This window comes from Cetobacterium somerae (assembly GCF_022430525.1).
Taxonomy (GTDB): Bacteria; Fusobacteriota; Fusobacteriia; order Fusobacteriales; family Fusobacteriaceae; genus Cetobacterium_A.
The window spans coordinates 657502-673378 of record NZ_CP092519.1 but is presented as its reverse complement, the minus strand read 5'-3'; the positions used below and the strand labels follow the sequence as shown (position 1 = coordinate 673378).

16 protein-coding genes and 1 riboswitch are annotated in these 15877 nt (G+C 29.8%); of the genes, 9 read left to right on the top strand and 7 right to left on the bottom strand.

Annotated elements, in window-relative coordinates:
- Position 1 precedes the first annotated feature (1 nt).
- From MKD34_RS02990 to MKD34_RS02980, 3 genes are read left to right on the top strand one after another with little or no spacing between them, the layout of a single operon-like run.
- Positions 2–331 (top strand): DUF1904 domain-containing protein, encoded by a 330-nt coding sequence (locus MKD34_RS02990; RefSeq protein WP_023051835.1) that lies wholly within the window; start codon positions 2–4, stop codon positions 329–331.
- A gap of 5 nt (positions 332–336) precedes the next feature.
- On the top strand, positions 337–855 hold the full coding sequence (locus tag MKD34_RS02985) for a shikimate kinase (protein WP_023051834.1): 519 nt from the start codon (positions 337–339) through the stop codon (positions 853–855).
- A gap of 12 nt (positions 856–867) precedes the next feature.
- Positions 868–1641: an SDR family NAD(P)-dependent oxidoreductase gene (locus MKD34_RS02980; RefSeq protein ID WP_240219649.1), complete on the top strand. Its 774-nt coding sequence runs from the start codon at positions 868–870 to the stop codon at positions 1639–1641.
- Positions 1642–1681: 40 nt separating this feature from the next.
- On the opposite strand, the gene MKD34_RS02975 is transcribed toward MKD34_RS02980, so the two are convergent.
- The 4 genes from MKD34_RS02975 to MKD34_RS02960 form a co-directional block, all read right to left on the bottom strand.
- Complete coding sequence (locus MKD34_RS02975) at positions 1682–2443, bottom strand: formate/nitrite transporter family protein (protein ID WP_023051832.1); 762 nt, start codon at positions 2441–2443, stop codon at positions 1682–1684.
- A gap of 143 nt (positions 2444–2586) precedes the next feature.
- Positions 2587–3819: a branched-chain amino acid transport system II carrier protein gene (gene brnQ / locus MKD34_RS02970; RefSeq protein ID WP_240219648.1), complete on the bottom strand. Its 1233-nt coding sequence runs from the start codon at positions 3817–3819 to the stop codon at positions 2587–2589.
- Positions 3820–3947: 128 nt separating this feature from the next.
- Complete coding sequence (locus MKD34_RS02965) at positions 3948–4802, bottom strand: WYL domain-containing protein (RefSeq protein WP_240219647.1); 855 nt, start codon at positions 4800–4802, stop codon at positions 3948–3950.
- Positions 4803–4832: 30 nt separating this feature from the next.
- On the bottom strand, positions 4833–6182 hold the full coding sequence (locus MKD34_RS02960; protein ID WP_240219646.1) for an alanine/glycine:cation symporter family protein: 1350 nt from the start codon (positions 6180–6182) through the stop codon (positions 4833–4835).
- Positions 6183–6489: 307 nt separating this feature from the next.
- On the opposite strand from MKD34_RS02960, the gene brnQ (MKD34_RS02955) reads away from it, so the two are divergent.
- Entirely contained in the window at positions 6490–7749 is a 1260-nt protein-coding gene (brnQ, locus tag MKD34_RS02955) for a branched-chain amino acid transport system II carrier protein (RefSeq protein ID WP_240219645.1), read from the top strand.
- Positions 7750–7773: 24 nt separating this feature from the next.
- Here brnQ (MKD34_RS02955) and MKD34_RS02950 read toward each other — a convergent pair whose 3' ends face one another.
- A complete protein-coding gene (locus MKD34_RS02950) occupies positions 7774–9060 on the bottom strand; it encodes an NCS2 family permease (RefSeq protein ID WP_240219644.1) in 1287 nt (428 codons plus the stop codon).
- Between the two features lie 90 nt (positions 9061–9150).
- A riboswitch (purine riboswitch) is annotated at positions 9151–9248 on the bottom strand.
- A 114-nt stretch (positions 9249–9362) separates the two neighbouring features.
- Between MKD34_RS02950 and MKD34_RS02945 the strand changes: the two genes are divergently transcribed.
- The 5 genes from MKD34_RS02945 to MKD34_RS02925 all read left to right on the top strand — a co-directional run bounded on the left by MKD34_RS02945 (position 9363) and on the right by MKD34_RS02925 (position 13704).
- Positions 9363–10385, top strand: a complete 1023-nt coding sequence (locus MKD34_RS02945) for a threonine aldolase family protein (RefSeq protein WP_240219643.1) — start codon at positions 9363–9365, stop codon at positions 10383–10385.
- A 148-nt stretch (positions 10386–10533) separates the two neighbouring features.
- A complete protein-coding gene (locus MKD34_RS02940; protein ID WP_240219642.1) occupies positions 10534–11031 on the top strand; it encodes a PTS sugar transporter subunit IIA in 498 nt (165 codons plus the stop codon).
- Positions 11032–11122: 91 nt separating this feature from the next.
- Entirely contained in the window at positions 11123–11965 is an 843-nt protein-coding gene (locus MKD34_RS02935) for a fumarate hydratase (RefSeq protein WP_240219641.1), read from the top strand.
- Positions 11962–12504 carry a Fe-S-containing hydro-lyase gene (locus MKD34_RS02930; protein ID WP_185891776.1) on the top strand — a complete coding sequence of 181 codons (543 nt, stop codon included), beginning with the start codon at positions 11962–11964 and terminating at the stop codon, positions 12502–12504. The genes MKD34_RS02935 and MKD34_RS02930 overlap by 4 nt, the downstream gene beginning before the upstream one ends.
- 24 nt (positions 12505–12528) lie before the next feature.
- On the top strand, positions 12529–13704 hold the full coding sequence (locus MKD34_RS02925; RefSeq protein WP_023051821.1) for an NAD(P)-dependent malic enzyme: 1176 nt from the start codon (positions 12529–12531) through the stop codon (positions 13702–13704).
- A gap of 31 nt (positions 13705–13735) precedes the next feature.
- Here the strand turns inward: MKD34_RS02925 and MKD34_RS02920 are convergent, their stop codons facing one another.
- The gene (locus tag MKD34_RS02920) at positions 13736–15046 is read right to left on the bottom strand and encodes a hemolysin family protein (RefSeq protein WP_240219640.1); all 1311 of its coding nucleotides are present in this window, start codon (positions 15044–15046) and stop codon (positions 13736–13738) included.
- Positions 15037–15870, bottom strand: a complete 834-nt coding sequence (gene dapF / locus MKD34_RS02915) for a diaminopimelate epimerase (protein ID WP_240219639.1) — start codon at positions 15868–15870, stop codon at positions 15037–15039. Before dapF ends, MKD34_RS02920 begins: the two co-directional genes overlap by 10 nt.
- Positions 15871–15877 lie beyond the last annotated feature (7 nt).

Genomic DNA, 15877 nt, shown 5'->3' with positions numbered 1-15877 from the left:
AATGCCACATTTAAAATTTAGAGGTATTGATAAAAAAAGTTTAATTGAAAATAGTAAAGAATTAATTGATGGACTTACTTCAATTGTACAATGTGATAGAACTTGGTTTACTATTGAGCATACTGAAACTGAGTATATTTTCGATGGAGCAATCGTTCCTGGTTATACTTTTGTTGATGTTGCTTGGTTTGACAGAGGACAAGAAACTAAAAATATTGTTGCAGATTTCATCACAAAATTTTGTAAAAAATTAACAAACAACAACGATACTACTGTTATCTTCTATCCCCTTGAAGGTTCAAATTATTATGATAATGGGGAACATTTTTAATTTTTATGAAAGCTAATATCGCTCTTATAGGTTTTATGGGAAGTGGAAAAACTACTATAGGTAGAATTCTAGCTAGAAGCCTAGATATGAAATTCATAGATATTGATCGTTGCATATCTATGAAGGAAAAAAGAACTATTCCTGAAATATTTGAAGAGCATGGAGAAAAATATTTTAGAGATTTAGAAAGATCTATTATTGAAGAAGAATCTAAAGATAACAATATAGTTATTTCCACTGGTGGTGGAGCAATTATTGATAATGTTAATATTAAAAATCTAAAATCCACTTCTTTTGTTGTTTATTTAGATTGTGATGTTAATACTATTTACGAACGAGTGAAAAGAAGTAAAACTAGACCACTTCTTACAAACTCAGAAGACATGTTACAAACAATACAAGACTTGTACGATAAAAGACAAACATTGTACAAAATATCTTCTGATTTTTCAATTAAAATAGATTCAAACACAAATATTTATGATAGTGTTGAAAAAATAAAAAATGCTTATATATTAAGCTAAGGGGGTTTTTCTATGAACAATTTATACGGTAAGACTATTTTTATTACTGGAGCAACAAAAGGTATTGGAAGAAGTTGTGCTTTAGCGTATGCAGAAAAAGGTGCAAACCTAATTTTAACTGCTAGAAGTTCCGATTTACTTGATTCTTTAAAAGAAGAATTAATTAGAAAATATGGTATAAGAGTTCATACTTTAGTTATTGATGTGCGTAATAGCAAAGATGTTGAAGATAAGGTAAAATCTTTACCTGAGTCTTTTAAAAAAATTGACATTTTAATCAATAATGCTGGATTAGCTTTAGGTCTAGACAAAGTTTATCTAGCCTCTCCTACAGATATCGACACTGTTATTGATACTAATATTAAAGGAATGCTTTATGTTACAAGTGCTATAGTTCCTTTAATGTTAAAAAATAACTCTGGATATGTTGTTAATATCGGTTCTATCGCTGGGGATGCTGCTTATGCAGGTGGAGCAATTTATTGTGCTTCTAAAGCTGCTGTTAAAACTTTTTCCGATGGTTTAAGAATTGATTTAGTTGATTCAAATATCAGAGTTACTAATATCAAACCAGGTTTAGTTGAAACAGAATTTAGTAAAGTAAGATTTAAAGGAGATCTTGAAAAGGCTAATAATACATATAAAGGTATCGATGCCTTAACTCCCGACGATGTAGCAAATGTTGTTATTTATGCTACTAGTCTTCCTGAAAATATACAATTAACAGAAATTGCAATGACACCTAATCATCAAGCTGATGGAAGAACTGTTCATAGAAAAAAATAAAAAATTAAGGAGTAGAAATTAAATTTCTACTCCTTTTTAATTAATCATTCATATATAATTTTTTATATATTAACGGTAAGAATAATGCTCCAGATAAAAAGTTTCCAATTGTAACAGCTAAAAAGTGAATTGCCATTTCACTTGGTGAGTATACTGTTGACATCAGTATTTTCCCTATACTTACATAGTACATGTTAGCAACCACGTGTTGGAATCCTCCTAAGATAAATAACATTATTGGAAACCAAATAGCTAATATTTTTCCTGCTAAATCTTTTGCCGCTAAAGCAAACCATACACCAATAGCAACTAATACGTTACATAAAAATCCACTTGCTACTGCTTCTGTAAATGTAAGATGAACTTTATGTTCTGCAACTCCAACTACATATTTAGAAAATTCTGGTGATGAATAATTTCCTGCTAAGTAAGACACATACGCTATAAATATTGATCCTAAAAAATTCCCTATCCATACTGCACATAAATTTCTTGTATATGTTGTTTTTTCTACTTTTCCCTTAGTAAAAGCTAGCAATCCCAAACAGTCTCCTGTAAATAATGATCCTCCTACCAATACAACAAGCATTAATCCTGTTGGGAAAACAGCTGCTCCTATAAATTTTCCAGCGCCTCCACCTACAGTAAAGTTAGCTATTAAATTTCCTAAAGCTGAAAGTGCTATGTATACTCCTCCCATAAATCCTAGTAAAGTAGTTTTAGTAAACGAGTAATGTCCCTTATTCTCTCCTAAAAGAAGAACTTGCTCTGTTGTTTCTTTGTTTGTTAAATAAACCTTCACTTTTTCCCTCCTGATTTTTTTTCATACAGTTTGAGATTATACACCCTTTATCCTTTTTTTTCAAGATAATATTAAAAAAACTCAATCAAAATATGATTGAGTTCTATTTTAATATATTAAGTATATACAAACAAACTTTCTAGTTAATTTTTTATAACTTTTCCAATTAAAAAGGCAATTATTGCTGGAATAATCCATGCAAAACCTAAATTTGACAAAGGTATAAATGATAAGTTTACTTTTAAAACTTCTAAAATACTTATAATTAAAGTAATTATCGTTGCAAAGGCAAAACAATTTCTATTTTCAACTCCAAAAATATTTAAAACAATCAATACAATAGTAACTGGATAAAGAATTACTAAAACTGGTACAGCTAAACTTATGATATAGTCTAAACCTGCCACTGCTAATATTGCTGAAAATATACATGTTATAATAGCTACTTTTTTATATGATACATTTGTTAACTTTGAAAACCAATCACTCACCAATGCTGTTAATCCTACAGAAGTTGTTAAACATGCTGCTGCTACACAAATACCAAATGCAATCTTTCCTGAACTTCCTAATGTTAATTCAGCTACCATTAGCGCTGTTTGAGCTGTGGACAAATTTTGTATACTGCTAATTTGAGCTCCTAGGTAAATTAAGCTAAAATATATTAGTCCTAATCCTAATGCTGCTATAAATCCTGCTCCAGTTAAAAAAACTTTTTGTTCTTTAGAATCCGTAACACCTTTTCCTTCTAATCCTTTTACTATTATTACACCAAATAAAACTGAAGCTAATGCATCCATTGTTTGATAACCATTTATAAATCCATATGAAAATTGACTTCCTTCTATTACACTTGCCACAGGTTGCCCAATTGGATTTAAAATTCCAAAGATTGTTATTAAAGCTAAAATTATTAATATAATTGGTGTTAGAAATTTTCCTAAAACATCCGTTACTTTAGATTCATTTAAAACTAAAAATAATGTTATCCCGAAAAATATAACAGAACAAGCTATTGCAGCTATTTTAGGATCTATCCCTTCTATTAGTGGTAATACTCCCATTTCAAAAGTAGTTGATCCCGTTCTTGGAATTGCAAATAGTGGTCCAATTACTAAAATTAATGTTGTTAAATATGCTGTATTAAATTTTTTAGAAACTTTACTTGCAAACTCATCTAAACTTCCACCTTTTGTAAAAGCAAGAATTCCAAGTAATGGTAACCCAACTCCAGTTATAAAAAATCCAATTCCTGCTATAAGCCAACTTTGCCCAACCGCTACTCCAAGAGATGGTGGAAATAATAAATTCCCCGCCCCAAAAAACATCGAAAATAATGCCAAGCCCAAAACTAAAATCTCTTTTCTTTTATTCATTCTTTTCCTCCCCATATAAAATAAATATTATTAAAAAGGCAACCTATTTAGAAAAGATTGCCTTTATTTTGATAATTAATTTTAATTTTTGTAAATAATAACACTTTTTTTTTACTTTTTCAAGTTTTTTAATTTTTTTTATCATCATAAATTTTATATGCTTGTAAAAAAGAACTTCTTAGTTCATCTCTTAATTTTTGTGGCTCTATTATTGTAACTTCTTTTAGAAAAGAAGCAAAGTAAAACTTGGCATTCTCTAAAGTCATTTCAAACTGATAGATATTCTCATCTTTTTTTATAAGTTTAGGTTTATAGTTAGTAAAACTTTTTAACATACTCTCTCCTATTGGAGTAAAAATAGCTTTTATTAATAATCTTTCTCCTAAAAATGGATCAAAATTTTTTCTCATATTTTCAATATATTTTTTATCTCTAATTTGAATTTTTTCGTTTAACACACCTAAAATGACAACATCTTTTAATTTTACGCTTCTATAAATTTTATTCTCATCATCATAAGCAAATATAAAATTTTCATCTCCTTGATCCTCTCTTTTTATAAAATATGGAGATATTATTAAATTATCTTCCATATAAAGTATTCTCATTTTTGATTTATTTTTTATAGCTTCTAAAACTATTTTGTAAGTATCTTGAAATATAAAGATTTCTCGTTGATACTTAAATTGTGATGAGTATATTTCAAAAAGATCTCTAAAAAATTCAGCTTCTATCTCTACATCATTTGCCTTTAAAATATCATAATATATACCTTTATTAGCTACATTTAAGTCAAATTGTATAACTTTTTTTAAAGGTCTTCCTTGAGGCTCTATAAACTTATCAATATCAAATTTTTTAGTGTATTTAAATTTATCTAAAATAAAATTACATAATTTATTATTGTTTATTCCAAACTCTTCTGAATCTTTTTTTAAAAGTCTCCAAATGTCTTCTGAAACTGTAACCCTTACTTTTTTCATACTTCAGTTCCCCCATAACTCTATAATAATTTATGGGTTTATTTTAGCATATCCCTTTAATTTTTGCTCGTATTTTTCTAAATATACAATACTTTCGTTTATTAGCGGAGCTATCGCTACAATATTAATTACAGTCATTAATCCTAATCCAAAATCAGCTAAAGACCAGACAAAATAATTTTGCTCAACTCCACCAATATAAACCATCCACACAACTATTAATTGATAACATGTATTTACTTTAGGATTTTCACTAATAAATTGCAATGCATTTCTTCCATAAAAAGTAACTCCAAGTATTGTGCTAAAAGAAAAGAAAAATAAGATTACTACTGTAAAAGGTATTCCTATCCAGCCAATATGACTCTTTAAAGCTTCTTGGAATAGTACCATTCCATTTAAATCACTTAAACCAGAATCATTTGCTAATAATACAACGAAGGCTGTTGCACTACAAATAACTAATGTATCAACAAAAACACTTAACGATTGGATCATTCCCTGTTTTACAGGTTCATCTACATCTGCTAAGGCTGCTGCGTAATTCCCATTGCCACTTCCTGCCTCATTAGAAAATAATCCTCTTCTTACCCCTTGCATAATTGCTCCACCCAAAGCTCCTCCTGCAAATTGATTTATTCCAAATGCTGCTGAGAATATTTTTCCAAAGACCATTGGTATTTCTGTTATATTAGTTAAAAGGACATATAATACAACTACTAAATACATAAAAGCCATTACAGGAACAATTTTATTTAATGCTGTCACAATTTTATCTTTTTTTCCTTTTCCGAAAATTGTTAATGCAACTAATAGTGCTAATATTATTGAAATTATTGTTGGATTTAATTTATAAGCTCCAACTACTGATTCAGTTACAGAGTTTGCCATAACTTGAATAACTCCTATATAACATATCACAGAAGCTACTGCATAAATTATCCCTAACCATTTCTTTTTTAATCTATTTTTTATAACCCAAGGCGTTCCACCTTTATAATTTCCGTTAGAATCTTTTTCTCTGTGAACTACAGATAGAACTGATTCAACAAATGCTGTTGAAGCCCCAAGTAATGCCACTATCCACATCCAAAATAATGCACCAGGTCCTCCTATTGATATCGCTGCTACAACTCCAGCTATATTTCCTGCTCCTACCCTACAAGCTGTTCCCAAATAAAAAGCCTCTAACGAACTTATTTTTTCTCCATTTGTTTTTTCACCTTTTAGAGTTTTTACTATTTCTCCAAATAATCTAATTTGCATAAATTTAGTTTTGTAACTAGCATACAAAGCCATTCCAATAAGCATTACTACAAGCACATTTTTTTCCCACAAAATTGCATTAGTTCCATTTATTATAGATTTCAATATTTCCATAATAACTCCTCCTTAATTTATCCTTAATATTTTATAAAATAATCCTAACATTTATTTTTCCTGTTTAATAGATAACAATTTTTTTATTTTTTTGTTCGTATTTTTGGAAAACAAACCTGTTGTTTTTAAAGGGTTCTTATATTTTTTTCTAAACTTTATTGTTCTATATACTATTTTTTTAGTACATTCATACCTTTTTTTCATTATTTTATTCTTGATTTTTTCCTGATTTTTTGATACAATTTTTCTAATTATTTAAACACACACATTTTTTTATTACAATAATACTAATTTTTTGGAGGTTACAATGAATAAAAAGAAAGAAATTTTAATTTTAGGTTTCGCTCTATTCTCTATGTTTTTTGGAGCAGGAAATTTACTATTCCCACCTTCTGTTGGAGTAGCTGTAGGAAAAGATTGGTTTGAAGCTGGTCTAGGATTTTTTCTAACTGGAATTGGTTTACCACTACTTGGAATTCTTGCATTCACAAAAGTTGGAAGTCTAGATGAGTTTGCAAATAAAGTTTCAAATAAATTTAATACAATCTACTCTACTATATTAATATTAGTTATAGGTCCTCTATTTGCTATACCAAGAACTGGATCAACTACTTTTGAAATGGGAGTTTTACCCTTATTTCCTAATTCAAACCCTACTATTATAGCTGTGTTAACATCTGTTATTTTCTTTGGAGTAACTTTATTTTTAGTTTTAAATGAATCAAGTATAACTGATATTCTAGGTAAATTTTTAACACCTATTATCTTATTGATTCTTTCATTAATAACTATTTTAGGAATAACTAGCGATTTAGGAACTCCTGTTGACTCTATAATAAATGGAAATCCTTTCTCTTATGGATTTGTTAGCGGTTACCAGACAATGGACGCTTTAGCTTCTGTTCTATTTGGAGTTATAATTATTAGGGGACTTGAAGGAAAGGGAGTAACTGATACAAATGAACAAAAATCTTTTTTAAGTAATGCTGGATTTATTGCTGCTATTGGTCTTGGATTTATCTATTTAAGCTTAATTTATTTAGGAGCACAAATTAGTAGTATAAAAGGTCTTACAACTGCTCAAACAACACTAACTTTAGCAGAAATGACTCTTGGAAATATTGGGAAAATAGCTTTTGGAATTTGTGTTGCTGCAGCTTGTTTAACAACTTCTGTAGGATTAGTTGCTTTAGCTAGTGAATGGTTTTCAAAACTATTTAAAATATCTTATAAAAAAATAGCTCTTGGAATTTGTATTTTTTCAACAATACTTTCTGTTGCTGGATTAGACTATATAATTAGTTTATCTGTACCTGTTTTAGTAATACTTTATCCAGTTACTATCGTTCTTATTTTACTAAATATTTTTGGTATTAAAAATCACTTTACCTTTAAATCTGTTGTTGCAGTAACTTTAATAATCAGTATAGCTGAAATGTTAAAAGTAGATTTAAGCTTTATTCCTCTTGCTAATCACGGATTTCCTTGGGTTATACCAGCTTTAATAGCTTTTGGAATGTCTTTTATCTTTAAAACTGAAAAACTAACTTTAAAAAAGAATGCATAAAAAAAAGGAGCTTAGCTCCTTTTTTTATTTAAACATTAATTCTACAACTGAGAAAAATCCTATCGCCCACATTATAGGCTTTACATGTGTAATTTTCCCACCAAATAAACATACTAATATGTAAGAAATAAATCCAAAAGAAATTCCAATTGATATACTGTAAGTTAATGGCATCATTATTATTATTAAGAAACAAGGTATTGCAACTTCTATATTATGGAAATCTATATCTAATAAATTTTTAAACATATAAACTCCTACAAGTATAAGAGCTGGAGCTGTTGCAAACGCTGGTACAACTCCAATAATTGGAGAAAAGAATAATGAAATAGCAAATAATATTGCTGTTGTTAATGCTGTTAATCCTGTTCTTCCACCAACTGCTATTCCTGAAGCCGACTCTACAAATGTTGTAGTTGTTGATGTTCCTAATAAAGAACCTATTACTGTTGCTATTGCATCAGCTTCTAATATTTTACTAACATTTTTTATCTTACCCTTTTCATCTATCATTTCAGCTTCATGAGCACAAGCCATTATAGTTCCTAAAGAATCAAATAAATCAACAAACATAAATGAAAAAATTGATCCTAAAAATATCGGTTTAATTGCTCCTAAAACATCAAGTTTTAAAGCTATCGGTGCTGGACTTGGAGGCATTGATATTATTTGTGATGGTAATTGAACTGCACCAAATATAATTCCTAAAACTGTTGTAGCCACAATTCCTATTAAAATTCCACCCTTAACTTTTTTCATCTCTAAGAATCCCATGATTGCAAAACCTACTAATCCTAAAACAACATTTAAATTAAATTTTCCTAAAGCCACCACTGTTGCTGGATTACTTACAATTAATCCCATTCCCTGCATTCCTATAAAAGCTATAAATAAACCTATACCTGCTCCCACAGCTAACCTAATTTCAGCCGGTATAGCATCAATTATTTTCTCTCTCAATCCTGAAAATGTTAGAGCTAAGAAGATAACTCCAGATATAAATACGACTCCTAAAGCCTGTTCCCATGTTGCTCCATTTCCTAAAACAAGTGTAAAAGTAAAAAATGCATTTAATCCCATTCCTGGTGCCATAGCTAATGGTGCATTTACCCAAAATGCTGTTATAGCTGTTCCTATCGCTGATGCTAAACATGTTACTGTTATTAATGCACCTTTATCCATTCCCGTCATTGATAATATTGAGGGATTAACAAATATGATATATGCCATTGTTAAAAATGTTGTAATCCCTGCTATTATCTCCTGCTTTACTGTCGTTCCGTGCTCTTTTAATTGAAACAATTTTTCCATGTTTCCCTCCTAGATTTATTTTAATATTTTATAATAATTACTGACTAAAATAAAAAAGACCTGCAAAAACAGGTCAAAAAACTTAATAAAAAATACTAAGTTGTGACCCATAGAAAGCTATTTAAGGTAGCTCGTAGAAACTCTCCGCCATATTCGGAGTATATATGGTTCAAATTAAATATAATCTTTATCTAAATATTAAAGATTTCTTCCAATTTTGTCAAGTTTTATTTATTTTTGCTTTTTATAAAGAAAAAAACTATAATGTATTAAAATAAATATACTGGGAGGTAATATAATTTATGAAAAAATCTTTTGCTAGTGATAACTATAGTGGTGTTCATCAGAAAATTTTAGAAAAAATAATTGAAGTTAATAACGGCCATGTTTCTGCTTATGGAGCAGATGAAATCACTCAAGAAGCAATTGAATGCTTCAAAGATATATTTGGGGATGTTGAAGTATTTTTTGTATTTAATGGTACTGGAGCTAACGTATTAGCACTAGAAGGAATGAAAGCTCGAGCATCTGCTGTTATAACTCCTGAGAATGCTCATATTGTACAAGATGAAACTGGAGCGCCTAGCAAGATAACTGGTATGCAACTTCTTACAGTTCCAAGTACAGATGGAAAACTTGACTTAGAATCTGCTAAAAAATGGTTAACTTTTAAAAACAACTTTCATAAACCAAAAGCTGAAATTATTTCAATCAGCCAAACTACAGAATATGGAACTGTTTATACATTAGATGAAATTAAAGCTATTTCTAATTTTGCTAAGGAAAATAATATGCTTTTGCATATGGATGGAGCAAGAATTTCTAATGCTGCTGTAGCTTTAGGATGTTCTTTTAAAGAAATGACTGGAGATTTAGGAGTTGATGTTTTATCTTTTGGTGGTACTAAAAATGGCTTAATGTTTGGTGAAGCTTTGATATTCTTTAATAAAGAATTAGCTAAAGAATTTTCTTGGATAAGAAAACAAAATCTTCAATTGTATTCAAAAATGAGATTTATGTCTGCTCAATTTATTCCTTATATAAAAAACAATGTTTGGTTTGAATGTGCTAAAAATGCAAATGATATTGCTCAATATTTAAAATTAGAATTAGAAAAAATTAAAATACCTGTAACAAAAGAAGTTTTAGCTAATGCTGTTTTTGCTATTTTACCTAAAGAAATAATTTCTGAACTTCAAAAGTCTTTTTATTTCTATATATGGAATGAAAATATCCACGAAGTAAGACTTGTTACATCTTTTGACAGCACAAAAGAGGATGTTGATAATTTTATTAAAAAAATAAAAGAATTGCTAGGAAAATAAATAAATCTTATGATATAATTTATTTATAGTACATAGATTTTTCTTTTATTCTTTGTATGCTTTTTTTAAAAAATATTATTGATTTAATGAACTAAATGTGAAATAATATTACATATATTTCGCATTTTATTTGAAAGGAGATTTGACTATGGGATTATTTGATTTCTTTAAAAAGAAAAAAGAGGATGAATGGTTTAATATCTATTCACCATTAAACGGAAAAGTTATTCCTTTAAGCGAAATACCAGATGACGCTTTTTCTCAAAAAATGATTGGGGATGGATGTGGAATTGATCCTGCTGAAGGAGCAATTTGCTCACCTGTTGCTGGTGAAATTGATATTTTCGCTACTAACCACGCTGTTAGTTTTGAAGTTCCTAACGGACTTGAGTTAATAGTTCACTTTGGAATTGACACAGTAAAATTAAATGGAGAAGGATTCACTAGAATTGCTGAACCTGGATCAACTGTAGAGGTTAAAGATGAGCTTATTAAATATGATTTAGCTTACATTAAAGAACATGCTAAATCAACAAAAACTCCTGTTATTATTGCAAACATGGACCAAGTTGAAGCGCTTGAAGTAGTTGCTTCTGGAGATGTTAAAATAGGAGACCTTTTAATGAGAGTTAAAATCAAAAAGTAGTTTTTTAAGAAGGTGCCTCTTTACTATTTAGGAAAGGATGGTACCTTTCTTTATTAATAAAAAAGCATACACGGAAATTTAAGGAGGAAAAATGAAAGTACTAGATTTAGATTTAGTTACTAATGAAGTTGCTAGACTTTGTATTGAAGCTAACTACTTTATTGGCAGTGACGTTTTAAACAAAATTAAAGAATGCCAAAAAACAGAAACTAGTGAATTGGGGAAGGTTATTTTAAGTCAAATTATTGAGAATGACGAGATTGCTGCAAAGGATAATGTTCCTATGTGTCAAGATACTGGTCTTGTTGTTGTTTTCTTAGAAATTGGAACTGAAGTTAAAATCAATGGAGACATTTACTCTGCTGTTAATGCTGGAGTTGCTAAGGGATATAAAGATGGATATTTAAGAAAATCTGTTATTAGACATCCTCTAGATAGAGTTAATACACAGGACAATACTCCTGCTGTTATTCATACTAAACTTGTACCTGGTTCTGATAAAGTTAAAATTATTGTAGCCCCTAAAGGTGGTGGGTCTGAAAATATGAGTACATTAAAAATGTTCAAACCTGCTGATGGAGTAGAGGGTATCAAAAAATTTGTTGTTGATAGTATTAAAAACGCAGGTGGAAATCCTTGTCCTCCTATCGTTGTTGGTGTTGGAATTGGTGGAAACTTCGAAAGATGTGCTGAATTAGCTAAAGAAGCTCTTCTAAGAGAAATTGAAGATATTAATCCTGATCCAATTGCTGCAGCGTTAGAAGCTGAACTTTTAAAATTAATAAATGATACTAATGTTGGTCCTCAAGGTCTTGGTGGAAAAACTACTGCTCTTGCTGTTAAAGTTGAAACTCAAGCGTGTCACTTTGCATCTTTACCAGTTGCTGTTAACTTAAATTGCCATGCTGCTAGACACAAGGAGGTAACATTATGATAAAATTAACTACTCCGTTAAGAGATGAAGATATAAAAAAATTAAAATCTGGTGATGCCGTTTCTATAACTGGTGTTATTTATACTGCTAGAGATGCTGCACATGCTAGATTAGTTAAACTTTTAGAAGAAGGTAAAGAACTACCTTTTGATGTAAAAGGACAAATTATCTATTATGCTGGACCTACTCCTGCTAAACCTGGACAACCTATTGGAAGTTGTGGACCTACTACTAGTTATAGAATGGATTCATATTCTCCTGCTATTTTAGATCAAGGTTTAAAAGGAATGATTGGAAAAGGCGCAAGAGATCAAAAAGTTAAAGATTCTATTGTTAAAAATGGAGCTATATATTTTGCAGCTGTTGGTGGAGCTGCCGCATTAATTGCTAAGTCTGTAAAAAGTAGTGAAATCATTGCTTACGAGGATTTAGGTGCTGAAGCAATTAGAAGACTTGAAGTTGTTGACTTCCCAGCAATCGTTATAAATGATTGCGAAGGAAATGACCTATATGAAATAGCTAGAAATAGCTCAAAATAAATTTAATTAAAGGGGTAATATATTATGTCTACAGTTTTTGAAAAATCTTTAAAGCTACACGAGACTCATTCAGGAAAAATTGAAGTTGTGTCAAAAGTTGCTGTTACAAATAAAGAGGAACTAAGTTTAGCTTATTCTCCTGGAGTTGCTGCTCCTTGTTTAGCAATAAAAGAAAATGTTGAAAATGTATATAAATATACATCTAAAGGAAATATGGTTGCTGTTGTTACTGACGGTTCTGCTGTACTAGGTTTAGGAAACATTGGTCCTGAAGCTGCTCTCCCTGTTATGGAAGGAAAAGCTATTCTTTTTAAACAATTTGCAGATGTTGATGCTTTTCCTATCTGCTTAGATACACAAGATACTGAAGAGATTATTAAAGCTGTTAAATTAATCGCACCTGGATTTGGGGGTATAAATTTAGAAGATATTTCTGCTCCTAGATGTGTCGAAATTGAAACAAGATTAAAAAATGAACTTGATATTCCTGTTTTCCATGATGATCAACATGGAACAGCTATTGTTGTTGTAGCTGCTCTTATCAATTCATTTAAATTAGTTAATAAATCTTTTGAATCTGCTAAATTTGTTGTTAGTGGAGCAGGTGCTGCTGGTAGTTCAATTATCAAACTTCTTATTAAAATGGGTGCAAAAGATATTGTTGTTAATGATATTGATGGTATTATAAACAGAGACGATAAAGCTAACTACAATTTCTTAAAATCAGAAATAGCTGATATTACAAATCCTGAAAATATTAAAGGTGGACTTAAAGAAGCTGTTATTGGAAGAGATGTTTTTATAGGAGTTTCTGCTGCTAATATTTTATCAGTTGATATGGTTAAAACTATGAATAAGGATGCTATTGTTTTTGCTATGGCTAACCCTAATCCTGAAATTATGCCTGAAGACGCTATTGCAGGAGGCGCAAAAATTGTAGGTACTGGTAGATCGGACTACCCTAATCAAGTTAATAATGTTTTAGCTTTCCCAGGAATTTTCAGAGGAGCTCTTGATGCTAAAGCTAAAAAAATAACTGAAGAGATGAAAATTGCTGCAGCCGTTGGAATTGCTAAATTAATTCAAGACGATGAAATAACGCCAGAATATGTTATCCCAAATGCTTTTGATCCAAGAGTGGCTACTGTTGTTGCTGAAGAGGTTAAAAGAATTGCTAAAGAACAAAATATAACAAGATAATAAAAAAGGTAGCTTGTAAAGCTACCTTTTTTTATTCATTCTCATTATTTTCTAAATCATCCTCTGATTTCTTTTCCTCTTTTATAACTAAAAGTTGATCTATTTTAAAGTTATCTACATCTACCACTTCAAAACTATAACCATCAAACTCTATGTGAGCACCTTTTTTAGGTATACTTTTCAACATATACATCATAAAGCCAGCTATTGTTTCATAGCTATCCTCTTCTGGAAACGCTTCTATTTCTAGAACTTTTTTTACATCCTCAGTAGCTGTAACTCCATCTATTAGCCAAGAGCCATCTCCTCTTTTTATTATATACTCCTCTTGCATTGGGTAAACTACGTCCCCCATTAAAGTTGAAACAACATCATTTAAAGTTATAACTCCTACAACATGAGCATACTCATTTAATATTACGGCAAAGTCTTCTCTAGCTTCATTAAATCTATCTAGCATCTCTGAAAGAGTAAGTGTATTAGGAATAATTAAAATATTTCTATTTGTTATCTCTTTTATATTTTGAAGTCCACTAGATTCTCCTTTTAAAATTCTAGGTAAAATATCTTTTGAACCAACATATCCATATATAGAATCTATATCACTCTCACAAACCAAGAATTTAGAATGTGGATACTCTGCTATTTTTTGTTTTATGCTTTCTTCTGTTTCTTCTAAAGTAAAATATACTATTTCATCTCTTGTTGTCATTGCTGATGATACCCATCTTTGCTCAAGTTCAAACACATTTTCAATTAGATGATGCTCTTTTGTATGTACTACTCCTGCTTCTGCTCCTGCATCTACCAATGCAAAAATATCATCATGAGTTATTAATTCATCTCTTGAGTTTGGTGTATTAAACACTTTAAAAACTAAATTAGCCACACCACTAAATATAAATACAATCGGTGTTAAAATCTTTATTGTTAAAGTCATTGGATTTACTAAAGTAAGCGCTATTTTTTCTGGATAAACCATTGCTAATCTTTTTGGTATTAAATCTGCAAACTCAATAAAGCATCCTGTTACAAATATAAATGATATCAAAAATGCTATTGTTGGATTTCCTATATATTTATTTATTATTGGTGATAATATTCCATCTCCAATTATACCAGCTAATATAGCTACTATATTTAATCCTATTTGTACAGTTGTAAAAAAGTTACCTGGATTACTTTGAAGATTAATAACTTTTTTTGCATTTTCATTACCTTCATCTACTAATAACTGTAATTTAATTTTTCTTGCTCCTGCCAAAGATATCTCTGCCATAGAGAAGAATGCACTTATCAAAATTAAAAAAAGAATAAACATTAATTTTTCTGCTATTCCCATATTATCTCTCCTTTAAATGTGGTTTCTGCTGTTCCTATCATAAATACTTCATCCCCTTGTAATTTAATTTTTAATACTCCGCCCTCTGTTTCTACAACTACTTCATCCTCAACTAATCCTAATAAATTAGAAATATAAACTCCTGAACATGATCCTGTTCCACAAGCTAGTGTTCTTCCAGCTCCTCTTTCCCATGTCTTTATTTTTATTCTACACTTATCTAAAATTTGAATAAAATTTACATTTATATTTTTAGGAAATAATTTATCTTTTTCAATCTTTGCTCCCAGAGTATTTACATCAACACTCTCCAAATCCTCTCTTATTATTACCGCATGTGGAACTCCAATTAATACAGCTGAAAAAATTATATCTTCACCATCAATACTTATTTTTTCATTTATAACTTTATTTTTTTCTATTAATACTGGAATCTCTTTAGAATTTAATCTTGCTTTACCCATAGATATCATTATTGATTGCACTTTATTTTTATCATCTATAGTTAAATAAGCTGTTTTTATTCCATCGCCTGTCTCTATTGTTATTTCGCTTTTTTTTACGATTTCCTCTTCATAAATAAATTTTGAGAAACATCTAATTCCATTTCCACACATCTCACCTTTTGAACCATCTGAATTATAATAAACCATTTTTATATCAGCTTTTTGACTCTCCTCCGCAATCATTATACCATCTCCTCCAACTCCATAACGTCTATCACAAAGTTTTTTGGCTATCTTCGAATAATTTTCATATTTATTTTTTACTCCATCAAAAAGTAAAAAATCATTACCAGCTCCTTGCATTTTATTGAATTTCAAATTAATC